Annotated in this window: 17 protein-coding genes; 15 read left to right on the top strand and 2 right to left on the bottom strand. The window is 69.5% G+C overall.

Features of this window, described 5'->3' with window-relative positions:
* Window positions 1-921: 921 nt before the first annotated feature.
* A complete protein-coding gene (locus tag ACF059_RS07250) occupies window positions 922-1,509 on the bottom strand; it encodes a response regulator transcription factor (protein ID WP_360895954.1) in 588 nt (195 codons plus the stop codon).
* Window positions 1,510-4,044: 2,535 nt separating this feature from the next.
* Here ACF059_RS07250 and ACF059_RS07245 point away from each other — a divergent pair.
* The 14 genes from ACF059_RS07245 to ACF059_RS07180 all read left to right on the top strand — a co-directional run bounded on the left by ACF059_RS07245 (window position 4,045) and on the right by ACF059_RS07180 (window position 19,229).
* Entirely contained in the window at window positions 4,045-5,115 is a 1,071-nt protein-coding gene (locus tag ACF059_RS07245; RefSeq protein WP_392052567.1) for a ketoacyl-ACP synthase III family protein, read from the top strand.
* Window positions 5,116-5,558: 443 nt separating this feature from the next.
* Complete coding sequence (locus ACF059_RS07240) at window positions 5,559-6,488, top strand: alpha/beta hydrolase (RefSeq protein ID WP_392053123.1); 930 nt, start codon at window positions 5,559-5,561, stop codon at window positions 6,486-6,488.
* Window positions 6,489-6,705: 217 nt separating this feature from the next.
* Entirely contained in the window at window positions 6,706-8,475 is a 1,770-nt protein-coding gene (locus ACF059_RS07235) for a fatty acyl-AMP ligase (RefSeq protein ID WP_392052564.1), read from the top strand.
* Window positions 8,476-8,975: 500 nt separating this feature from the next.
* Window positions 8,976-9,809 carry a hypothetical protein gene (locus tag ACF059_RS07230; protein WP_392052561.1) on the top strand — a complete coding sequence of 278 codons (834 nt, stop codon included), beginning with the start codon at window positions 8,976-8,978 and terminating at the stop codon, window positions 9,807-9,809.
* Window positions 9,810-9,851: 42 nt separating this feature from the next.
* On the top strand, window positions 9,852-10,733 hold the full coding sequence (locus ACF059_RS07225) for a diiron oxygenase (protein ID WP_361946107.1): 882 nt from the start codon (window positions 9,852-9,854) through the stop codon (window positions 10,731-10,733).
* Window positions 10,730-10,975, top strand: coding sequence for an acyl carrier protein (locus tag ACF059_RS07220; protein ID WP_360895941.1), 246 nt, complete (start codon window positions 10,730-10,732; stop codon window positions 10,973-10,975). The genes ACF059_RS07225 and ACF059_RS07220 overlap by 4 nt, the downstream gene beginning before the upstream one ends.
* A complete protein-coding gene (locus ACF059_RS07215) occupies window positions 10,972-11,799 on the top strand; it encodes a hypothetical protein (RefSeq protein ID WP_392052556.1) in 828 nt (275 codons plus the stop codon). The genes ACF059_RS07220 and ACF059_RS07215 overlap by 4 nt, the downstream gene beginning before the upstream one ends.
* Window positions 11,799-12,773: an NAD(P)H-dependent flavin oxidoreductase gene (locus ACF059_RS07210; RefSeq protein ID WP_392052553.1), complete on the top strand. Its 975-nt coding sequence runs from the start codon at window positions 11,799-11,801 to the stop codon at window positions 12,771-12,773. The genes ACF059_RS07215 and ACF059_RS07210 overlap by 1 nt, the downstream gene beginning before the upstream one ends.
* A gap of 14 nt (window positions 12,774-12,787) precedes the next feature.
* On the top strand, window positions 12,788-13,654 hold the full coding sequence (locus ACF059_RS07205) for an alpha/beta fold hydrolase (protein ID WP_392052550.1): 867 nt from the start codon (window positions 12,788-12,790) through the stop codon (window positions 13,652-13,654).
* Window positions 13,647-13,898 carry a hypothetical protein gene (locus ACF059_RS07200; protein WP_360895929.1) on the top strand — a complete coding sequence of 84 codons (252 nt, stop codon included), beginning with the start codon at window positions 13,647-13,649 and terminating at the stop codon, window positions 13,896-13,898. The genes ACF059_RS07205 and ACF059_RS07200 overlap by 8 nt, the downstream gene beginning before the upstream one ends.
* 18 nt (window positions 13,899-13,916) lie before the next feature.
* The gene (locus tag ACF059_RS07195; RefSeq protein WP_392052546.1) at window positions 13,917-14,483 is read left to right on the top strand and encodes a 4'-phosphopantetheinyl transferase superfamily protein; all 567 of its coding nucleotides are present in this window, start codon (window positions 13,917-13,919) and stop codon (window positions 14,481-14,483) included.
* 71 nt (window positions 14,484-14,554) lie between these two features.
* Window positions 14,555-14,815, top strand: a complete 261-nt coding sequence (locus ACF059_RS07190; RefSeq protein ID WP_360895924.1) for an acyl carrier protein — start codon at window positions 14,555-14,557, stop codon at window positions 14,813-14,815.
* On the top strand, window positions 14,812-17,538 hold the full coding sequence (locus tag ACF059_RS07185; protein WP_392052542.1) for an aminotransferase class III-fold pyridoxal phosphate-dependent enzyme: 2,727 nt from the start codon (window positions 14,812-14,814) through the stop codon (window positions 17,536-17,538). Before ACF059_RS07190 ends, ACF059_RS07185 begins: the two co-directional genes overlap by 4 nt.
* A complete protein-coding gene (locus tag ACF059_RS07180) occupies window positions 17,535-19,229 on the top strand; it encodes a fatty acyl-AMP ligase (RefSeq protein WP_392052539.1) in 1,695 nt (564 codons plus the stop codon). The genes ACF059_RS07185 and ACF059_RS07180 overlap by 4 nt, the downstream gene beginning before the upstream one ends.
* Window positions 19,230-19,350: 121 nt before the next feature.
* Here ACF059_RS07180 and ACF059_RS07175 read toward each other — a convergent pair whose 3' ends face one another.
* On the bottom strand, window positions 19,351-20,049 hold the full coding sequence (locus ACF059_RS07175) for a TetR/AcrR family transcriptional regulator (RefSeq protein ID WP_392052536.1): 699 nt from the start codon (window positions 20,047-20,049) through the stop codon (window positions 19,351-19,353).
* Between the two features lie 207 nt (window positions 20,050-20,256).
* Between ACF059_RS07175 and ACF059_RS07170 the strand changes: the two genes are divergently transcribed.
* On the top strand, window positions 20,257-21,630 hold the full coding sequence (locus ACF059_RS07170) for an MFS transporter (protein WP_392052533.1): 1,374 nt from the start codon (window positions 20,257-20,259) through the stop codon (window positions 21,628-21,630).
* The last annotated feature ends 253 nt before the right edge of the window (window positions 21,631-21,883 follow it).

Here is a 21,883-nt window from a genome sequence, read left to right as displayed (position 1 = left end):
GGCTGGGCGGTCCCCGCAGGGATGCCTCTCCGTCGATCTGCGCAGACGCCCTTTGCCGATGCTGGGACGACCGAAGGAACGGGCCTGTGTCGAGGGCCCGGCGGGACGGTGGGAACCAAGGGCCGGGCGAACATGCGCCAGTTGGCCGGGAACTCCTCCGACGTGGCGAGGATCATAGTGCCGATACGCGTCCGCACCGGGGTGTGGGGCGCCCAGGACGGCGCCGGCCGGGTCCCTGCGCCGTGCTGTAGGGGGCTCGCCGCGGCCCGGGTCGAGGCTCGGACGCCTCCGGGTGCCACGGGGCGCGCTCTGCGGCGCCTCTCAGGCGAGGGCGTTGTTTTCGGCGCGCGGGCCGTCGATATCGCGGCCGTCCTCGGTGCGGTCCTCGGTAACTCCACTTGGGGGAGTGGGCGTTATGCCGCTGTGGGTTCTGGCGAGGCAGGGCGAGAGAGCCGTGGGGCATCACGGGCCGATGGATCGACGGCCCCGGTCCTCGTCGAAGCGGAACGTGGCGGCCAATTCAGCGAAGCCTGCGTCAACTGGGGCCCGGGGTACGGGAAGAGCGGCTCGGGCCGCAGGAGGCGAACCGTGCGGCTACTGCACTCCTCGCTGGTCAGAGCAGGTCTCTGAGGGATCATCAGGGCCAGGCGGCCTCCCCGTGGAGGTGTGTGGCCCCGTACGTCACGGTGAGATAGTCCAGCATTCGGACGGCTGAAGTGAAATTCACTCACTTTCTTATGGGCATCTCATTCCACCGGCAGAGTCTGGTCATTGCGCCATCGGTGTTCTGGTGGTAAATATTAGCTCTGCGTCCGGTGGTGGTGCCGCGCCGACCCAAAAAAAGGGCTGTGCACGGACGGCGTGACGAGGACAAGGTCACCTCGACAGCCGACGGCACAGCCCCATTCGGGGAACGGGCACTCAGACCCAGTTCGAATCCCGCGCAATCCTCAGTGCGTCTATGCGGTTGCGTGCCCCCAGCTTGGCAACCATGGACGAAAGGTAGTTGCGCACGGTCCCCTGCGAGAGGTGTAAGCGCGCAGCGATCTCGGTGACGGTGTCACCTCGGGAGACGTGCTCCAGCACGGAGAACTCCCGCAGCGTCAAGGGGCAGTCCTCGTTGACCAGCGCGGCGACGGTCAGCTCCGCGTCGAAGACCCGCTCGCCCTGGTGCACCCGGTGGATGGCCTCGAAGAACTGACGCGGAGGCATGCTCCGTTCCACGATGCCGCCGATGCCGGCGGCGAAAGCCTGACGCACGACGGATCGGGTGAACGCCGTGGCGAGCAGCATGCTCCGGCATCCCGGAAGGCTCGCGATCTTCTCGGCGATTGCGATCGCGTCGGTGTCCCCGCCCTCGAAGCTGATGATCACCACATCCGGCTTATGCCGCTCGGCGAACTCCAGCGCGTCGAGATTGCTGTCCGCTGATCCGACTACGCGGATCTCCTCGTGCCGCTCAAGTAAAGCAGTGAGCCCGAAACGGGACAGGTGCAGGTCGTCGGACACCAATACATCGATTCCCACTCGATCCCCCAAGGTAGTTCCTCGACCGCCCTATTGGGCCGTAAATGCGTAACGCGTTCGATAATACCGTTCATGTTCGAAATCCTGAAGCTGGATCTCCCTTCCGTGCCGTCGGCACAAAGGTGAATGGGGGGAGCCGATCGGGCCGGTGGCCAGGGGTCGGAGGTGTGGTCACGGCCGCGAGGGCGTCATGGGGCGGGTCCCGGATCGGGTGGTCTCACCGACTCCGGCGTTGATCGCGTCGCCGTCCGGTGTGGTACGCGTGGCGCCTCAGGCTTCGGACCGCCGGGCAGTCGCCGGACGGGCCCCGGTCGAGCCGCCGACCGCGAGGGCTACCTTCTGATCCGGCGGTCCCGCGGCATCCACTCCCCATGACGTACCGCTGTGCCGGTTGGTTGCACCTCGCAGGAGCGAACGGCGCGGGCCGTGAGGGCGGCCGGCCGGCGGCGGCAGGTCCGCTCGGGGAGTCCGACAGTCATGGATCGCGGTCTGTGTCCCGGTAAGTCCGGATCTGTCGCACGTGAAGGATCCACTATTTCTATATTCAGGGATATAGACGAACCGCCGGGTTCCCTGTACAGCGCATGCGTGGTAAAAATATCGGAGGCGAAGAGTCCGGCTGCCGTTTCCATCACGTTTCTCTCCTCTGAGCAGGGGTAATCGCGTCAAGGATTGGCCCGTAGCACGTATTCAGCAGAAAGAGGTGTGCCGCATGAGCAGACCGCGGCATGCGGGCCCGCAAACGCGAAAATGAGCACGTGTCACCGCGCCTCGATGCCGTGAAGGCGGCGCGGGAATGGGTGAAACGGCACGATGACGTGCTGGACGTCAGGTGAAATGCCGCGACCCGCGCCTCCGGAGGAGCTGGCACTGCCGGCCGTCGACCGTCGTAACCCGGGACGGTCGCAGGTCAGATTAGCCAGGGGCCTTCGTCAGATCAACTTGCATGCGAGAGACGGCTACAGCGTCGTCATGGCAGTGATGGTGCGATCGAGTTCCGCCGCCGCGGCCGACGGCGTCCGTAGGCTGGTGCGGCCACATCAAATCTTCCGAGTAAACCACCAGTCAAAGATTGACTGAGCACGTTTCCCCCGTCTTGTCACCCGTTAGATGTACTCGGAGCAGACATTAGCGGTGGCCCGGCTGGTTGTCACCCCTCCTCCTCACGGCGCGTCGACCCCCACGAACAGCCTGCCGCATTCCGGCCGTGCAGCGCGTCCGGAAGCACAGAAGGGGCGGTTTTTGGCCAGCGATTGGCGTGGTCAGAGCCACCTCCGCGGACCGTCAGCGGGCGGAGGCGGAGCCTCCGGCGCGACGTGCGGGGACGGCGCCGGCGGGCGCGCCGTCGCTTCGACGACGCCCTCCCACCACCTACGCGTCAGCCGGTGGACGGCACATCTTCTTCCAGTCGACGTCTCGTTACTGCCGCCTCCCACGCCTCACCGGTGACGATGGGTCAGCCTCCTGGCGTGCATGCAGCGAGGAGAGCCTCCCGGCCTGAAAACCTGAGAACACGTCAGCCCGGGCCCGCGGTAGGGTAATATTCGCACGCGTTTCCAAACGGAGGGGTGCGGTCGGCATGCGCGTGGGGCTGTTGTTCACGGTGGAGCCGCCGCAGGCGATCAGCCGTGCCACGGACGGCAGTTGGGCCGCGCGCCGACGCGGAGCGCGGTGGTTGCCGCCGCGGCGGGAGCGTCCTGCCCGCTGCCGGCTCCCGGCGGTGGTGGACGGCCCGCGGCTCCCGGACGTCCTGCGGGCGAGGGGGCGTCATCGCCCGCGGCCAGGCCCGTACGTCCGTGCCACCGCCGTCTCCCTCTTCGCCGGACGCGCCGTCGAACGCACCGCCCCACCCCGCCTGAGCGCCACCGGAGGCGGCCGACTCCGCTGCGCGCGCTCCGTCCTGGGCCGGCGCCGCGGCGGCCGGGAAGCCGCACCCTCACCCGAGCCGGCCGGCCCCCCTCCGGCTCCGCCGACGGCGGCCCCGTACGTATCCGCCGCGGCCGCCCCGACGAAGGCACCCGCGACGAACCGCTCCAGCGCAGCGGGCGTCACGCCGAATTCTGGAACATCTCGCCGGTCCCGGCAATGAGGGAATAGGGGATAACCGGGTTTTCCCCCGAAATTCCCCGCTCGTAGGTCATCCGTACCGGTCCGCGCGTGAGTTCCTCACTTCGCCGCGTGACATACGCACGGCGCCTGCATGGCTGTGGGTGTTTAAAAGATCACTACTCGCCGGTAAGCTTCAATTAGCGACCGGAACCACCTGGTGCCGCCCCGTGAAGACGTCCGGGGCGTTGCCCGACCAGGGGGTTTCTCAGGGCTGTGCAGTATTAATCGCAAGTCATGAGAAACGCATATGCGAATGATCGGGGGCGACGCTGTAGCGTGGCCTTTATTCCGATGAAACGTTCGCGATCTGATGGCCCGGATCGCCGAGCGTGATCGCACCGGTGGCCCCGGACCAGGTCGCCACGGCCGCGATACTCGACGGGCATCACACTCGGAGGAAGTTAGACAATGAGCACCCCTGTCTACATTGCGTCGGCTGCGGCTTGGATTCCGCCCGCGGAATCGGCGAAGGAAGCGGTGGCCGCCGGCAAGTACACCACCGACGAAATGACCGTCAACGACATCCCCTGCCTGCCGGTCGCCACGGACGAGATATCCGTTCCCGACATGGGTGTGATCGCCGGGCGCAAGGCCCTTGAGCGGGCCGCCGACGTGGTCGGCGACCACGTCGACCTCGTATTGCACGCCTCGATCTACCACCAGGGCCGTGACCACCACTGGAATTCGGCGCCCTACATCCAGCGCGAGCTGGGCATCACCGACGCCTTCGCGGTGAACGTGGAGGGCATGTCGAACGGCGGCATGGCGGCGATCGACCTGGCCATGGCCCAGCTCGAAGCCGGCCGGGGCACCAGTGCCCTGATCACCACCGCGGACCGTTTCTGCCCGCCCGGCTTCGACCGCTGGCGAGGTTCGTACGGCATCGTCTTCGGTGACGGCTCCACGGCGATGGTGCTCTCCACCACCGGTGGCTTCGCCCGTATCCACGCCGTCGCATCGCTCACCGACGCCTCCCTGGAACCGTTGCACCGGGGCACCGACCCGTTCACCAACGCGTACGGGGTCGTCGTCGACGAGAACCTGCGCACGCCCAAGAAGTCCTACCTGGAAGAGGTCGGAGTCGAGTCGGTGCTCAAGCGCGCCGAGGACGCGCTGCTCAGCGTCGTCCGTACGGTGCTCGACAAGACCGGCCACAAGCTCGAGGACTTCGCCAAGGTCCTCCTGCCCAACATGGGCAGCATGATGATGCAGGTCCAGTTCTTCAACCCGCTGGGCATCCCGGCCGAGCGCACGCTGTGGAACTGGGGCCGCTACACCGGGCACCTGGGCGCCGGCGACCTGACCGCGGCCGTCGCCCGCCTGGTGGAGACGAAGGAGGTCAACCCCGGTGACTTCCTGCTGCTGGTCGGTACCGGTGGCGGTTACTCGCTGACCGCTGCCGTGGTCGAGATCGAGTCGGTCCCGGAGTGGACCGAGGTCACCACGGACTTCGCCCTGCCGGCCGACGTCACGGCGTGACCCCGACGCCGGAACCCGCGTTCCGGCCCGGGTGACGCCCCCGCCGTGGCGGGCGCCCGGCTGACGCCCGCGAAGCCTGGATCGTGCGGGATGCAGGCATGCGCGCGAACGTCGGCCGGGCCGACGCCGCGGCGCCCCATACGAGTGACCCCGACACCGGCGCCACCACGGCCGGCGACGGCGCCTTCTGCGCACCGGAGCCCGGACGGGTCCGGGTCGGGGAGTCCCCCTCATGCTGTGCGGCCACGTTGCCGCTTCCCGGTGCGGGCAGTCACCGGGCGGCCGGCTCCCGCCGTACCGCATGAGGAGGGCGAACTCGCAACACAGCTTCCGCGTCGACGCGTTGACCTTGACCACGCGGCCCGCGATTCCCGCACCACCGGCTTCGCGGGTTCGAACCGCTGAACCCTTCGCTGGTGTGATCCGAGGAGAATCCCGTGCCCATGGACCGTTTCATCCGCGCCTTGATCCAGTGGCAGGCCGCCGACCGGCCCGCACCGGCGCGGACCCTCACCGTGGCACAAGTGCGCCGCAGGTACGCCGACAGTGCGGCGCGCACCTGCGGCGGCGCCCAGCCGGAACCGGTCGCCGCGGTGTCGGACCAGCTGATCGACGGCCGGGGCGGGCGCTTCCGCGTGCGGACGTACCTCCCGGTCACCGACCGGGGCCGCCTCGTGACGTTCCTGCACGGCGGGGGCTGGACGGTCGGCGACGTCGACACCCACGACGGGGTGTGCCGTCGCATCGCCGCCGCCCTCGGAGCGGTCGTCGTCTCCGTCGACTACCGCCGCGCGCCGGAGCACCCCTATCCCGGCCCGCTCCAGGACGGCATCGCCGCCTCCGAATGGGCGGCCGGCCAGTTCCCGGGGCGCGACCACGTGATCGCCGGGGACAGCGCCGGAGCGGGGCTGGCCCTGGGGATCGCGTTGCACCACCGCGACCACGACGGCATCACCTTCGCCGCGCAGCTGCTGGTCTATCCGCCCGCCGACCCGAGCATGACCTCGGAGTCCCTGCACAAGTACGCGTCGGGATACCTGGCGGACCTCGACGACCTGCGCTGGTACTACGAGCAGTACGTGACCGATCCGGCACACGCCAATGACCCGGCGATCGACCTGATCAACGCCGACCACCGCGGCCTGGCGCCGACGGTGATCGGCACGGCCGAGTTCGACGGGCTGCACGACGAGGGCGTCGAACTCGCGGCGCGCATGGCCGCCAGCGGCGTCCGCGTGGAGCACGTTCCGGCGCCGGGCCTCGTGCACGGCTACCTCCTCCTGGCCGACGTCGTCCCCGCGGCCGCAGAGGCCACACGCGAAGTACTCGCGGCGCTGGAACGGACGTTGACGTCGGTTCCGGTGCCGAACTAGGCGGGGCGCTCCACGAGCCGACCCGGGTGGGGCCGGGGCTCCCCCCGCCATCGTCCAGACCACATCAGCACGGGACGTACACCGACGTGCCGTCCCGCAAGCAAGGCGAGCGGCGCCGTGCTGCCTTCCGTCCGGCCCCGGACGCCGCACGCCGCCCAGGCCCGCCCCCCACCACCCGGCTCCGTGCACGACGACCGGCCTACAAGGAGATCTGACCGTGAGCACTACCGGAAGCCATTCGACCGCAGACGTGCGCACCCTCCCCGACGCCCTGCGGTTACGCAACGAGAAACAACCCGACGTCACCGCCTACGTCTTCCTGCGGGACGGCGAGGTGCCCCAGGAGACGCTGACCTACCGCGAACTGCACGACCAGGCCGGTCCGCGCGCCGCCGCGTTCGCGGCCGCGGGACTCTCCGGCAGCAGCGCCGTGCTGATGTACCCCGCGGGCCTGGAGTTCGTACGGACCCTCCTCGGCTGCATGTACGGGCGGGTGGCCAGTGCCCCCGTGCAGGTGCCCCGGCGCCGCGACGAGGTCGAGCGCCTGCGCCGGATCGCCGACGACGCCGGCACCTCCACCGTCCTCACCACCGCCGAGGTCGCCCGCGACCTCCGGGAGAACTTCGGTGACATGACCGCCCTGGCCGGGCTCACCCTGCTGGCCACGGACACCCTCGCCTACGACGCCGACGCCCCCGAGCCGCCGTCCCCCGGTCCGCAGGACACGGCGCTGCTCCAGTACACCTCCGGGTCCACCGGGGACCCCAAGGGGGTCGTGGTCACGCACGCCAACTTCCTGGCGAACGTGGCCGAGACCGACGAGATATGCCCCTGCGAGCCGGACGGCACCGTGGTCAGCTGGCTGCCGCACTTCCACGACATGGGCATGCTGTTCGGCGTGGTCATGCCCCTGTGCGCGGGCATCCCCTCGTACCTGATGGCCCCCGAGGCCTTCATCCGCCGCCCCACCCGCTGGCTGGAGGCCATCGCGAGATTCGGCGGAACCCACTCCGCCGCGCCCAGCTTCGCCTACGAGCTGTGCGCGCGGGCCGCCGCGGAGGGCAAGGTCGGCGCCGTGGGGGACCTGTCCCGCTGGCGGGTGGCGGCCAACGGCGCCGAGCCCGTGCGCTGGGCGACCATCCGCGCGTTCACCGAGGCGTTCGCGCCGTACGGCTTCAACTCGCGCGCCATGTGCCCCGGGTTCGGCCTGGCCGAGAACACCCTCAAGACCACCGGCAGTTCCCCCGAGCAGGAGCCCTCCGCGCTGTGGGTGTCCTCCGAGGCCCTGCGCGACGGCACGGTACAGCCCCTCGGGGAGGGCGCCGAGGGAGCCGTACCCCTGGTCAGCACCGGCGGAACGACCGGTCGCACCCGGATCCGGATCGTGGACCCGGCGACGCTGCGGGCCCTGCCCGAGGGACGGGTCGGCGAGATCTGGATCAACGGCCCCTGTGTGGCGGCCGGTTACCTCGGTCGCCCCGAGGCGAGCGAGGAGACCTTCCGGGCCCGCATCGCGGGCGAGGACGCACCCGACGGCGACCACCTGCGCACCGGTGACCTCGGATTCCTGCACGGGGGCGAGCTGTACGTCACCGGGCGTCTGAAAGACGTCATCATCCGCAAGGGCCGCAACCACTACCCGCAGGACTTCGAGCTGTCCGCCGAACGCTCCGTACCGGGTCTGCACCCGAACAGCGCCGCCGCCTTCTCCTGCGAGGACGGTGAGCGCGAGCGGCTCGTGGTGGTCGTCGAGGCGGACGGCCGGCTGCTCAACTCCGTGGGCGCCGACACCGTGCACCGGCGCGTGTACGACAGCATCCGGGAGCGGCACCGGATCACCCCGGACCACGTCCTGGTCGTACGGCGCGGGTCGCTGCCGAAGACCTCCAGCGGCAAGGTGCAGCGCCGCGAGTGCAAGCGGCGCTACGAGAACGGGGAGCTGACCTCCGTGGCCACGGCCGACGCCACGGCCGCAGCGGCCGTGTGACCGGGCCGGATCCGGCCGCCTGAGCGGGGGTCGTATCCGGACGAAGTGCCTCTGACCAGCGGGAACGAGGACCTGAGAGGTCTTTGTTCCCGCCGCGGTCGGAGGCGCTTTTCCGTCGCGGGCCGAGCGGCAGCACTGAAACGGCTCGGTGATGGGTAGCAGGGGGGTCCGGCCCGCATTTATTTCTCCAATGCGTATATGTAAAACGCATGGTGACGTATGTGAAGTTAATCTGTTGCGGCCCGAACCGTGGCTGGTACCGTCGAGTTCGTTCCGCAGATTCAGCAGAAGAGCTGGCTGGAATGGTCGCAAGGATAGGCACCGGGTCGTCGGCGCGGTCGTTTTGCCTGGAGGGATAGGCTGTGTCACACGAAACTGTAGCCTCGGATACGCCCTGGGAAAAGGTGGCGAATTCTATTGAATTCATTCCCGCCGAATATTCCAGCAAAACCCAGTCGGAATCCGTGGCGCAGGAGATGCTGCGCTGTGACCCGGTTGATATGGACAGGCTCGTCGACGCGGGTCTGCCCTTCGAGGACCGGTCGGGCGTGCGTCATTTCGACGCGAACGATCTGTACAACCTCGGAATGTACTCGCAGAAGGGGAACACGCAGCCGGAGCTCACCTTCCGCCTGCTGTTCCGCTTCGCCGGCCGCCCGGTCGAGGACCTGCTGCGCCCGAAGGCGTGGGACTTCCGCGTCCGGCTCGAGTGCGCCGAGTGCGAAGGGGTCGCCCCCTGGCGTTTCGAGGCACCCGACGTCGTCCGGTTCGGCGGAAGCATCGCCGGCGGCGCGGCGCCGGAGCCGAGCTCCGGGTCGGCCGAGTACGCGGCCACGATCACCACGACGGGCGCGCGGACTCCGCTGGTCTCCTCCGAGCTGCGGAACCTGACCCGGGAGTACCTCGACTCCGGCTACCGCTGGCAGATGATCCCGGTCGCCATGCAGGCCGACTACAAGCTGGTTCACGATCTGGGCGCGACCAGCTGCATCGCCGCGAGCCTGCTGCTGGCCGAGCGGTTCCGTGCGGCGGGCTACCGGGCCGAGGCCAAGCGGGGCTGGTTCTGTGGAGTGCTCGGCGGAGCCCTCGACCTGCCGCACGCGTGCGTGGAGGTCGAGGACGAGGACGGTGTCTTCAAGACCATCGACATCGCCAAGGCGCAGCTGGCCGCGCGACTGTCGCCGAACACCCAGGATTTCCAGGAGCTGTGCCTCGGGTCCATCTACAACAAGGTGATCCCGTCCACTGCCTCCGGTAACGCCTCCTTCGGCTATCACGAATGCGGTTCACGACTGCCGGCCCATGTGCACGCAGATATTCGATCGGCTCGCTGAAGTTGAACTCTCGCACCACTGCGTTTGGAAGGACGAATAAAAATGGCGGTACGTGAAATCGAACCGGTCGTGCTCGAGCTGGACCGGTTGGAGAACATGGCCGAATCCGGCTATTACAACCCGTACACGATGTTTGACTGGCCCGACGCCATCGAGCCTGACATGCCGTGGATGAGCGAGAACCTGACCACGCTGGCCGGCACGCCGATGTGGGACGAGCTGACGCGTGAGCAGCAGATCGCGCTCACCCGGTACGAGGCGATCAACTTCTTCAGCCTCAACATCCACGGTATCCGTGAGCTGATGAGCGAGGTCGTGATGCGCATTCACGACAAGACCTACGCGGACGTCTCGGAGTTCCTCCACCACTTCATCGGTGAGGAGAACGAGCACATGTGGTTCTTCGCGCAGTTCTGCCTGCGCTACGGCGGCAAGCTCTACCCGGCGCAGCCGACGCTGAAGGCCGACTCGGTGGAGCACCTCTCGCCGGTCGCCCGCGAGCTGATCGTGTTCGCACGCATCCTCATCTTCGAGGAGATCGTCGACTACTACAACGCGTACATGGCGACCGACCAGACGCTGCCGCACATCGCCCGTGAGATCAACCGGGTGCACCACCAGGACGAGAGCCGCCACGTCGCCTTCGGCCGGATGATCTTCACCAACCTGCTCGGCCAGGTCGTCAAGCGCGACCCGGAAGAGGCGCCGGTGGTCGCCGAGTACCTGGAGAACTACCTCCAGTACAGCATCGGCACCCTCTACAACCCGGCCGCCTACCGCGACGCGGGCATCCCGGACGCGCTCGCGCTGCGCCGGCGTGCGCTGGAGCACCCCGCGCGGAACGAGGCGCACGAGCAGGTGCTCAAGCGGACCCGCAAGTTCCTCTCCAAGTCCGGCGTAGGCAGGGAAACGATCAAGCGATGACCGACCCGATGCAGGCGGTCCAGGAGTTCATCCTGGGCCGCAACCCCAAGCTCGACCAGCTGACCCATGACCTGGACCTGATCGACAGCCGGGCCATCAACTCGCTGGCCTTCGTCGAGTTCATCTTCCTCCTGGAGGAGTTGACCGGCGAGTCGATCGATCCGGAAGACCTGGATCTGGACGACTTCCGCACGCTCGATGCGCTCGAGGCACGATTCTTCAAGAAGGAAGCGGCGCGATGACCACAGCAACCGACAACGGCCTGGGAGTTCTCAACGGCAGCCAGCTGCGGTTGCTGCGGGCCTTCGACGCGCTGGTCCTGCGCTTCGCGGAGTCCTGGGCCGCACCGGAGTTCCGGTTCCCGTTCCTGATGCGCTGCAAGGACCTCGACACCTTCGACTATTACGACAACTTCCCGCACCTGGGCCTCGCCGCGACCCGGCTCGACCCGCAGCGGCTCGGCGCCCACCTGGCCGAGACCTCCCGGCCGGTGGACCGGATGCCCACCGAGGTGATGGAGCCGACCGCGTTCGCGCTGCCCTCCGCGGCGTGCTACTCGATCTACCTCGACCTGGCCGGATCCACGCTGCCCGCCGAGGGCACGCTGCGGACCACGGTCGGCACCTGCTTCCGCAACGAGGACCACTACCAGGGTCTTCAGCGCCTGCTCGGCTTCTCCATGCGGGAGATCGTCTGCATCGGACCGGAGGAGGCGGCCAAGAGCCACCTCGTGCGCGCCAAGGAAGCCGTGACGGGCCTGTGCGCCGAGCTCGGTCTGGACCTCAAGCTGGAGGTCGCCACCGACCCGTTCTTCGACAAGAACGGCGGCAAGGCCAAGATGCAGAAGCTCTTCCCGGTGAAGGAGGAGTTCACCGTCAACGGTCTGGCGATCGGCTCCGTCAACTACCACCGGAACTTCTTCGGTGAGCGGTGCGAGATCCAGGCGGGCGGCGACACGGCGCACACCAGCTGCCTCGCCTTCGGCCTGGAGCGCTGGGTGCACACCCTGACCGAGCGGTTCGGCAGCGCCGAAGCGGCGGTGTCGGCGCTCGAAAGCCTGCGCTGATGCGTTCCACGCTGGCAGAGGTACTCGGCCTCGAAGTGGGCCTCCTGCAGTCGGGCATGGGCGGTGTCGCGGGCGCGGAACTCGCCTGCGCGGTGTCCAACGCCGGCGCGGGAGGCTGCGTGGGCGGCTACAAGCTGGTCGACGAGGCGCTGTCCGCCATCCTCGACCGCCTGACCACCGGCACCGACCGCCCCGTCGGCGTGAACCTGATCCCCGAGGTGGTCGGGCCGGAGGAGCTCGACCGCCAGCTGGCGCAGGTGCTCGCCGAGACGCCGCAGAACGTGTACGTGTCCCTGTTCGGCATGCCCGACGACGCGGTCTTCGAGCGCGTGGTCGCGGCGGGCCGGCACCTGGTGGTCCAGGTCGGGACCGTCGAGGACGGGGTCCACGCGGCCGAGCTGGGCGCCGTGGTGGTGGCCCAGGGCATCGAGGCCGGCGGTCACCTCCTCGGCACCTCGCACCGCGACGACCTGGTCGCCGCGCTGCGCGAGCGGCTGCCGGAGGCCTGCATCGTCGCCTCGGGCGGGATCGGATCGCCGGCCGAGGCCGAGCGGGCCGTCGCCGCCGGAGCCGACGGCGTACTGCTGGGGACCGCGTTCGTCGTCGCCCACGAATCGCGGGCCCACAACCAGTTCAAGTCGGCGGTGACCGCCGCCGACGAGACCGACACCGTCATCACCGACGTCTACGAGATCGGCTGGACGGGCCGGCGCCACCGCGTGCTGGCCACGGCCGTGACCGCCGACCCCGACCAGCCCAAGAAGTTCATCGGCAAGACGGTGGTCGAGGGCAAGCCGTACCTGGTCCCGCGGTTCAGCTCGGCGGTGCCGACCACGGCGACCACCGGCCGTATCGAGGAAATGGCCCTGTACTGCGGCCAGTCCTGCAGCGCCGTCTCCCAGGAGACGTCGGCGGCCGACGTGGTCGCCGGATTCGCGAGTGTCCTTCCGGGCGCCGAACTCGCCAGCAACTAGAAAGGACGAAAGCCATGTCGGAAACCGAAGTCCAGGGCCCCTACGACCTCTCCTACCAGGAGGGCACCGAGCGGATCCGTACCCGGGAGGGCGTGGAGCTCTACTACGAGTCCAACGGCGAGGGCCCCGCCATCACCCTGCTCAACAACTTCTTCATCACCGCCCCGTTCTGGCGCGCGCACGTCGAGGGCCTGGTCCAGAACCACCGCGTCATCAGCTACGACATGGCCAACCACGGCAAGTCCTCGCACCACGAGGAGGAGCCGACCTGGGAGGAGCACGCGGCCGATGTGATCGGGCTGCTCGACGCACTGGGGATCGAGTCGACCTACCTGGTCGCCACCTCCGCCTCCACCCAGCTCGCCCGTGACCTGGCCATCGCGCACCCGGACCGGATCAAGGGCCTGGTGCTGGCCGGCCCGGTCTTCGGCGTCAAGAACATGCGCCGCCACCGCATGCTGAACAAGTCGTGGCTCCAGACGCTGCAGGACCACGGCATGACCGGTCTGTACAACCAGATCTACGCCGAGGTCGTCAGCGGCGAGATGAACGAGGAGGGCGGCACCCCCGGCTTCCTCGGCTTCCGGGAGAGCTTCCTGGCGATGTCCACCGCCGAGGACCTCGCCAACGGCCTGCGCCGCGCGGTCACCGGTGACGCCAGCTCCGAGCTGCTGGCCCAGGTCACCCAGCCGACGGTGATCTACGTCGGTGACGACGACATCCTGCTGAGCCCGCAGCGCGCCCGCGACGTGGCCGCGCTGTTCCCGGACGGCCGCTGCGAGATCGTGCCGAACGCCGGCCACGTGCCCTTCCTGGACGACCCCGAGGGCTTCCAGGTGACCATCGCCAAGCTCATCGAAGAAGTGGAATCGCGTGTCTGACAAGGAAGTCGAAGTCCGCCAGCGCATCCGCGGACTGCTCGTCGGCCTCGGGGGTGACCGCTTCGTCGGCGGTTCCCTGGACTCCGTGTCGCTGCGCGAGGCCGGACTGCCCTCCACCGCACTGGTGAGCCTGCTGGTGGCGATGGAGGACGAGTTCGGCTTCGAGTGGGACGACGACGTCCAGCCGGAGGTGCTCCGCTCGATCGACTCGCTGACGGGTCACGTCCTGGCCCTGGCCAGCTGAAGGACACAAGGACACGTGGTGGCTGGTGAGCCGGATTTACCCGAGGGCCTCGCACCGGACACGTGGATCGAGTTCCACCCGGTGCCGTCGCCCCACGGGCCGGCTCAGCAGTCCGTGGCGGGCCGGTGCGCGGCCGCCACGGCTCTGGCCCGCGCCGGATCGGCCGACCGGATCGTGCCGCGTGAACCCGACGGGCGGCCGCGCTTCCCGCGGGGTTTCGCCGGATCGATCTCCCACACCGACCACTTGGCGGTCGCGGTGGTGGTCCCCGGCGCCGAGGCGGTCGGGGTCGACATCGAGAGTGAGACCGTCACGGCTCGCATGGCCGCATTCGTCCTTCGTGAGCGGGAGCGGCACACGCTGCTCCCGCCGGCCGGGGAGTACACCGCGCGCGATCTGTTCGTTGCCAAGGAAGCAGCTTTCAAGGCTCTGAACGGCATCGGCACACTGGGCGAGTTCCTGTTCTGGCGGATCGAACTCAGGCAGTCCGGCGACGCGTTGATCGCGTCGTACCGGGACGAACCGGTACCGGTGTGGGTCCGCTCGGGGGCGGAGCTCTCGTTCGCCGTGGCGATACGGCGCTGAGCTCCGCGATCCGCCATGTCCTTCCGAGCCCGTATCGGCCGAAGGAATAGTGTTCGAATGGGGAAAGAAAAATGAACCGCGACATTCTCGAGGTCGTCGACGAGCTGTTCCGTCGCGAGCTGCAGGTACCTGAACTCGACCCCGACGTCCCGCTGGTGGACTACGGCCTCGATTCCATCCGGTCTATCACCTTGATCGTCGAAATGGAATCCAAGTTCGACGTGCACATTTCGGATGAACAAGCAGCTGCGATGCAGACACTGCGTGACGTCGTGGACGAGGTCTCCGCGTCGCTGACGGTGCGGGTCGGGCAAGGAGACAGTGACGCATGAACGCCGATTCTGGTTTCGCGCGATACGCACGGCCGGAGCTCGCCAGGCTCTTCCGTGCCCTCAACCTGGACGTGACCTACCGGGCCGGCCAGGGTGACCACCTGACCATGGAACCGCTGGGCGGAGCGGACTCCGAGCCCACCGAGGTCCTCGACCTCGTCGGCGGCGCCGGTTCGTCGCTGTTCGGGCACAACCACCCCCAGCTGCTGGCGGTGGCGCGGCAGTGCTTCGACGAGCAGACCCCCTTCAACGCCCAGGCGAGCATCCGCACGGGCGCGGCCGAGCTGGCCCGGCGGCTCTCGGAGACCGTCGGCGCCACGACCGGTTCGAGCTACGTGGTCACCCTCGGCAGCACCGGCGCCGATGCGGTGGAAGGCGCGGTCAAGCACGCCACGGTCGAGCACCGGCGCCGGCTCGGCGCACTGCAGGAGGAGTACGAGGTATCCCTGCGGCGCGTGCGGCGCGACGGTCTCGCGGACGTCCCGTGCGCGAGCGGGCCCGCGGAAGGGCGCCCCTGCGCGGCGGTGCTGACCGAGGCCCTGGACCAGATCGCCGCCCTGCGGCAGCTGGAGCCGGTCTTCGTCTCGCTGCGCGACGCCTTCCACGGCAAGTCGGCCGCCGCGGGCACGCTGACGCACGGGGGCAACGCCCCCGCGGACCTGCACGTACCGGGGCCGCAGCACCGCCGGCTGCACGACTGGACGCCCGAGGCGGTGGTGACCGCGCTCGACTCCGAGCGCGTCCCGGTCCACTCGGTCCGCATCGACGCCGCCGGGGTCCCGCACTCCGCCGTCCGCCACCTGTCGCCGCTGGCCGCCTGCTTCGTCGAGCCCATCCAGGGCGAATCCGGGGTCCGCGAGGTCCCGGCCGAGACCCTCGCCGCCCTGCGCGAGCTGGCCGACCGGCACGAGGCCGCGCTGGTGTTCGACGAGATCCAGTGCGGCATGGGCCGCACGGGCACCTTCCTCGCGTCCGAGGGCTCCGGTGTGGTCGCCGACTACTACCTGTTCTCGAAGTCCCTCGGCGGCGGTCTCGCCAAGGTCTCCGCGCTGCTCGTGTCCGAGAGCCGGTACGTGGCCGACTTCGGCCGCCACCACACCTCCACCTTCGCCGACGACGACTTCTCGTCGCGGATCGCCACGGCCGCGCTGGACCTGTCCGCCGCCTACCGCGACCGCATCGTCGAGACGGGCGCGCTGCTGCGCGACCGGCTGGCCGAGGTGGCGGCGCGCTGGCCGGACGCCGTCGTCGAGGTACGGGGCCGGGGCCTGCTCCTGGGCGTCGAGTTCGCCGTGCCGCAGCCCGACTCGGCCATGCTGCGCGCGGTGATCGACTCCGAGTCGCTCGGCTTCCTCATCGCCGGCCGGATGCTGCACGCGCACCGGATCCGGGTCATCCCCACCCTGTCGGCGGGCACGACCGTTCGGGTCCAGCCGTCGGCGCTGCTGGAGCCCGCCGACGTGGACCGCATCGGCGTCGCGTTCGACGAGGTCGCGCGGCTGCTCGCCCACGGCGAGTACGCCACCCTGCTCGAACACCTGACGGTGCCGGCGGCCGGCGCCTGGCAGCCGCGCCAGCACGTCCCGCTGCCGCGCCGTGACCGCCCGGTGCTCCACCGCCCGGCCAACGGCGGCATCCAGCGCGTGGCGTTCCTCGCCAACATGGACGTCCCGAGCAAGCTCTCGACCATGGCGCCGGAGCTGGCCGACTGGTCGGCCGAGCAGTGCGAGGCCGCGCTCGACCGGATGTGGGGCGAGTTCGACCCGTACGAGGTCGCCCGCCACCACATCAAGTCCGCGACCCAGGGCGAGGTCGAGGTCATCATGGTGGCCGCCCCGTTCACCGCCGCCCAGGCCAATGCCGCACTGCGGGCGGGCCAGCGGTCGTGGCTGCGCCGGGCCGTGCTCGACGCGGTGGAGCTGGGCGTCTCCCTCGGCGCCGAGGTGATCGGCCTCGGGGGCCACACCTCGATCGTCACCAACGCCGGGCGCGAGGTGGTGGAGAGCGACCTCCGGGTGACCTCGGGCAACTCGCTGACCGCCGCCTGCGCCTACGACCTGCTGCTCCAGCAGCTGGCCCGGTCCGGCCCCGGCGAGCGCCGCGTCGGCATCGTCGGCGGTCTCGGCAACATCGGCGCGGTGATGGCCGAACTCATCGCCCCGTACTGCGACTCGCTGCTGCTGGTCGGCCGGCCCGGTTCCGGCCGGCGCCTCGCGGCGGTCGGCGACCGGCTCTCCCACCTCGTGGACGTCTCCGTGGCCGAGGACATGGACGCCCTGCGGGACTGCCCGATCGTGGTCAGCGCCACCAACTCGGCCGACCCGGTGATCCTGCCGAGTCACCTCGCCGGCGACCGCAAGGTCCTCATCTGCGACCTCGCGGTCCCCGGTGACGTCCACCCGGCCGTGCAGGGCCTGGCGAACGTGGAGCTCGTATCCGGCGGCCGGATCCAGCTCCCCAACGGGCAGACCCCCGATTTCCCCGGCATCACGCTGCCCCCGGGCATCTTGTACTCCTGCCTGGCCGAAACCATCCTCCTCGGCCTGGAGCCCGAGACGCCGAGCCCGTCCTACGGCGGTCTCACCTCGGCCGGCGTGCTGGCCGCCAGGGACCTGTCCGCCCGGCACGGGCTGCTCCCCGCCCGCATCGTCGCCGACGACGTCTCGGTACAGCCGTGGACCGTCGACCCGCTCAGCACCGCTCTCGAGGAGAACATCGGATGACCACGCTTCGACCGCGTTTCCCGAGCATCCTGCACGCCCTGGTGGCAGAGGCAGAACGAGGCTCCGACGCCTCGGGGGTGACCCTGATACCGCAGCCCGGCCAGGAGGAGACGCTGCGCTACGACGTCCTCCTGGAGGCGGCCGCGCGGTGTGCGGCGGCCCTCGCGGAGAAGGGCGTCGGGCACGGCGACCGGGTGCTGTTCTGCCTGCCGACCGGCGCGGAGTTCATCACGTCGTTCTTCGGGGCCCAGCTGCTCGGCGCCATGCCGACGGCGATCTCGCTGCCCATCACCTTCGGCGGCGCGGCGGGGTTCGAAGGCCAGCTCAAGGAGCTCGTGGGGTACCTGCGGCCCACCGCGATCATCACCACGGCAGCGGTGATCGCGAACCTTCCCCACGTCGGCGACACCCAGCTGCTGGACGGCGCCGAGCTGTACGCGCGGGCCACCTCCAGCGACGCGCCGATGGCGCCCGTCCGCCTGCCGGACCGCGGTGACGAGCTGGCGCTGATCCAGTGCACGTCCGGCTCGACGGGCACGCCCAAGGGCGTCATGATCTCCCACGAGAGCCTGGTCGCGAACTGCGAACAGATCGTCAGGGCGCTCGCCGCGACCCGCGAGGACACGACGGTCAGCTGGGCGCCGCTCTACCACGACATGGGTCTGATCACCGGCCTCCTGACCCCGATCTACGGCGGCGGCAACTCGGTGCTCATGCCGACGACCCGGTTCCTGCGCGCCCCGGCCGAGTGGCTGCAGCTCATCAGCAAGTACCGCGGCGCGTTCGGGTCCGGCCCGAACTTCGCCTACGGCTACGTCACCTCCCGCGTGCGCGACGAGGAGCTGGAGGGCGTGGACCTGTCGAGCTGGCGCGTGGCGATCTGCGGAGCGGAGCCCATCCAGCCCGTCACCGTACGGCGCTTCACCGAGCGGTTCGCCCGCTGGGGCCTGTCGCGCACCGCGTTCACGGCCGGCTACGGCATGGCGGAGGCCACCTTGGCTCTCACCTACACGCGGCCGGACGCGGAGTTCGCGTACGACTCCATCGACCGGCAGGCCGCCGCCACCGAGGGGCGCGCGGTCGACGTCGACCCGCAGAGCGCGGACGCGCTGCAGATCGTCGACTGCGGTGAGCCGGTCGACGGCACGGAGATCCGCATCGTGGACGACGAGGGCAAGCCCCTGGGCGAGAACGGCATCGGGCACGTCCAGTTCCGCAGCCCCTCGCGCACGAGCGGATACTTCAACCTGCCGGAGGCGACCGCGGAGGCGATCGACGCGCCGGACTGGTGGAAGACCGGTGACGTCGGCTACCTGCGCGACGGCCACCTGCGCATCACCAGCCGCGCGAAGGACCTGATCATCATCAGGGGCGCCAACTACATCCCGTCGGACTTCGAGCAGGCCGCGGAGACCGTGCCCGGTGTCCGCCTCGGCGCCGTGATCGCGGTGGGCTACCGCGACGAGCGCAGCGACTCGGAGGAGCTGCACCTGATCGTCGAGACGGAGCTGGACGCCGAGCAGCACGAGGCGCTGCGCCGGTCCATCACGGCCGCCGTCACATCGCGGACCGGTGTGCGGGCCGTCGCGATCCACCTGGTCCCCAAGCGCAGCATTCCCAAGACGACCAGCGGGAAGCTGCAGCGGGCGAAGGCGCGGCAGATGTTCGTCGAGGGATGGCTGCCCGCCTGATCCGACGCTCGCGGCCAAGACGCGCCCGCGGACGAACCCCAGGGTTCTCCGCGGGCGCGTCTTCGTGTTGCCGCGCGGCGTCCGGGCGGCCCGACTCCCGTACCGGGTACGGCTCGGGGGATCAGCGGTCCTGCTCGTGGGCGGCCGCGGACGTGGCCTGCGCGAGCAGTCCGTCGACGAAGGCCCGCAGGGCCTGGGGGTAGGTGTCCTGCGAGGCCAGCTTCGCCCACTGGTCGTTCAGGGCGGCCAGGCGCGGCAGCTGGGCCGCCAGCTGGCTGCTGAACTCCCGGGAGACCGGGACCTCGTCGTTGGCCCTCGCCCGTGCGGAGTGGGCGCGGACGAGGATCTCGCCGACGGTGTAGTACCAGATGCTGCGGAAGACGTAGACCGACTGGGCGGGCGTGCACCCGTGGTCGATGGCCCCGGCCAGGATGACCTCGACCAGCCACAGGGCGGAGTCGCCCAGTCGCATGATGAATCCGTCGGTGGTCAGGACTTCGGCGGCCCACGGCCATGCCGCGAGGGAGTCGTGGATGGCGGTGGCGGCGGCGATGACGCGCTCGCGCGGCTCGGCCGGCAGATCGGGGTGCGGGATCTGGTCCGCGTGCTCGTGGATCAGCAGGAGCAGCAAGTCCTCTTTGTCCCGGACGTGGTGGTACAGGGTCGTGGCCCCGATGCCGATCTCTCCGGCCAGCCGGCGGATCGTCAGCTTGTCCCAGCCGTCCCGGTCGATGAGCCGGCGGGCCGCGCTCAGGATCTGCGCGCGGGACGTCACAGGGGGGCGGCCGACACGGCCGTGAGGTGCTGCGTTGGGAGACATCGCTCCATCATGCACTAGCCCGGCAGGGCGCCTTCGACCCCTGCGCTCGACAGCGAGCGGGTCCTGGTGTTAATTTTAGAACGAGTTCGGAAACTCACCTGACACTTGGGATCGCAGAGGGACTGGGTTGCTGTGACAAACACGGAATTAACGAACGAGGCATCAGCCACCGACGGTGGTGCGCAGGCCGGGCTCACCCTTGCCGCGGTGGCCGTCGTGCAGTTCATGGTCTCCCTCGACCTGTCGGTCGTGAACGTCGGACTCCCGGAGATCGGGTCGAGTCTGGGCTTCAGTGAAGTCGGCCTGACCTGGGTGATCCACGCCTACGCCCTCACCTTCGGAGGCCTGCTGCTGCTGGGCGGCAAGATCGCGGACCGGTACGGCCACAAGCGGCTCATGATGATCGGGCTCCCCGTCTTCGGCCTCGCCTCGCTCATCGGCGGCTTCGCGACGGAACCGGGTCACCTGGTGGCCGCCCGCGCCGTGCAGGGCGTCGGGGCCGCGCTGCTGGCTCCGGCCGCGCTGGCGCTGCTGACCGCGACCTTCCCCTCGGGCAAGGCGCGCGTGAAGGCGTTCGGCGTGTGGAGCGCGATGAACGCGGCGGGCGGCGCCTTCGGCGTCCTGATCGGCGGCCTGCTGACCGAGTACGCCGGCTGGGAGTGGGTGATGTTCGTCAACGTCCCCATGGCCGCCATCGCGCTGTTCCTGACCTGGCGCGGCGTCGTCGCCGACGGACCCATCGCCAGCCGCGGCCGTCCGGACGTGCTGGGCGCGTTCCTGGCCACCGGCGGCATGACCCTGCTCGTCTTCGGTGTCGTCCGCACCGACCAGCACCCGTGGACGTCCTCCGAGACCCTGACGGCGCTGGGGATCTCCGCCGTCCTGCTGGCCGCGTTCGTCTTCGTCGAGAAGACCACCGCCCGCGACCCGCTGATCCGGCTCGGACTGTTCACCAACCGCTCGGTCGTGGGTGCGAACGTCTTCAACCTGCTGCTCGGCGGCGCCATGGCGTCGGCCTTCTACTTCGTGTCCCTCTACCTCCAGCGCGTGCTGGGGACGGGTCCGGCCAAGACGGGCGTCCAGTTCCTGCCCTTCGCGATCGGTGTGATCGTCGGGTCGGTCATCGCCATCAAGCTCGGTTACAAGATCGCTCCGCGGTTCATCCTGCTCGCCGGTGGTCTGCTGACCGGGATCGGGTTCGCCTGGTTCGGCCTGATCAGCGCCGACGGCTCCTTCACCGTCGATGTGCTGGGTCCGTCGATCGTCGCCAGCATCGGCTTCGGCCTCTGCCTCGCCCCGATGCTCAACCTCGCCACCGCGGGGGTCGAGCCCCACGAGGCGGGAACCGCCGGCGGTCTGGTCAACAGCACCCGCCAGATCGGCGCCGCGATCGGACTGGCCGCCCTCGGCACCGCCGCGAACGAGAAGACCGGCGACGTGGGCACGCTGGAGGCCCTCAACGACGGCTACGCGCTCGGCATGACGATCGGCGGCGTGATGGTGGTCGCCGCGGTGCTCATCGCCATCAGCGTCCTGCCCCGCACTCCCGCCCCCTCGCCGGCGGCGCAGGCCAAGGCGTGACCTGGTCCCCGAACGGGACCGGCCGACGGCGGCGCACCCGCGAACGGGCCGCCGGCTGACCTGACCGTTCTCGAGGTCAACCATCCATCCAGGCAAGGCGAGCCGGGGCACCCCGCATGGCGAACGCGACCTCTGATGATCAAGGTTATGGAAGCCTTGGATCACCCACAGGGGTCGCGTTCGCGCGTCATGCCCCGGCCGGGGACCGATCCGTTAATTGATTGCTCCATTCCGGATATGCGAAATGCATGAC

The organism is Streptomyces sp. NPDC016562, from assembly GCF_043076955.1.
In the GTDB taxonomy this organism is placed as follows: domain Bacteria; phylum Actinomycetota; class Actinomycetes; order Streptomycetales; family Streptomycetaceae; genus Streptomyces.
Note: the sequence above shows the minus strand (reverse complement) of the source record. Positions and strands in the feature narration are given on the sequence as shown.

Excerpts from the sequence above, each read along its gene's own strand:
- ACF059_RS07245 (WP_392052567.1), top strand. The coding sequence starts at position 4,045 with ATGAGCACCCCTGTCTACATTGCGTCGGCTGCGGCTTGGATTCCGCCC.
- ACF059_RS07240 (WP_392053123.1), top strand. The coding sequence starts at position 5,559 with ATGGACCGTTTCATCCGCGCCTTGATCCAGTGGCAGGCCGCCGACCGG.
- ACF059_RS07230 (WP_392052561.1), top strand. The coding sequence starts at position 8,976 with ATGGACAGGCTCGTCGACGCGGGTCTGCCCTTCGAGGACCGGTCGGGC.
- ACF059_RS07225 (WP_361946107.1), top strand. The coding sequence starts at position 9,852 with ATGGCGGTACGTGAAATCGAACCGGTCGTGCTCGAGCTGGACCGGTTG.
- ACF059_RS07220 (WP_360895941.1), top strand. The coding sequence starts at position 10,730 with ATGACCGACCCGATGCAGGCGGTCCAGGAGTTCATCCTGGGCCGCAAC.
- ACF059_RS07215 (WP_392052556.1), top strand. The coding sequence starts at position 10,972 with ATGACCACAGCAACCGACAACGGCCTGGGAGTTCTCAACGGCAGCCAG.
- ACF059_RS07210 (WP_392052553.1), top strand. The coding sequence starts at position 11,799 with ATGCGTTCCACGCTGGCAGAGGTACTCGGCCTCGAAGTGGGCCTCCTG.
- ACF059_RS07205 (WP_392052550.1), top strand. The coding sequence starts at position 12,788 with ATGTCGGAAACCGAAGTCCAGGGCCCCTACGACCTCTCCTACCAGGAG.
- ACF059_RS07190 (WP_360895924.1), top strand. The coding sequence starts at position 14,555 with ATGAACCGCGACATTCTCGAGGTCGTCGACGAGCTGTTCCGTCGCGAG.
- ACF059_RS07185 (WP_392052542.1), top strand. The coding sequence starts at position 14,812 with ATGAACGCCGATTCTGGTTTCGCGCGATACGCACGGCCGGAGCTCGCC.
- ACF059_RS07180 (WP_392052539.1), top strand. The coding sequence starts at position 17,535 with ATGACCACGCTTCGACCGCGTTTCCCGAGCATCCTGCACGCCCTGGTG.
- ACF059_RS07175 (WP_392052536.1), bottom strand. The coding sequence starts at position 20,049 with ATGTCTCCCAACGCAGCACCTCACGGCCGTGTCGGCCGCCCCCCTGTG.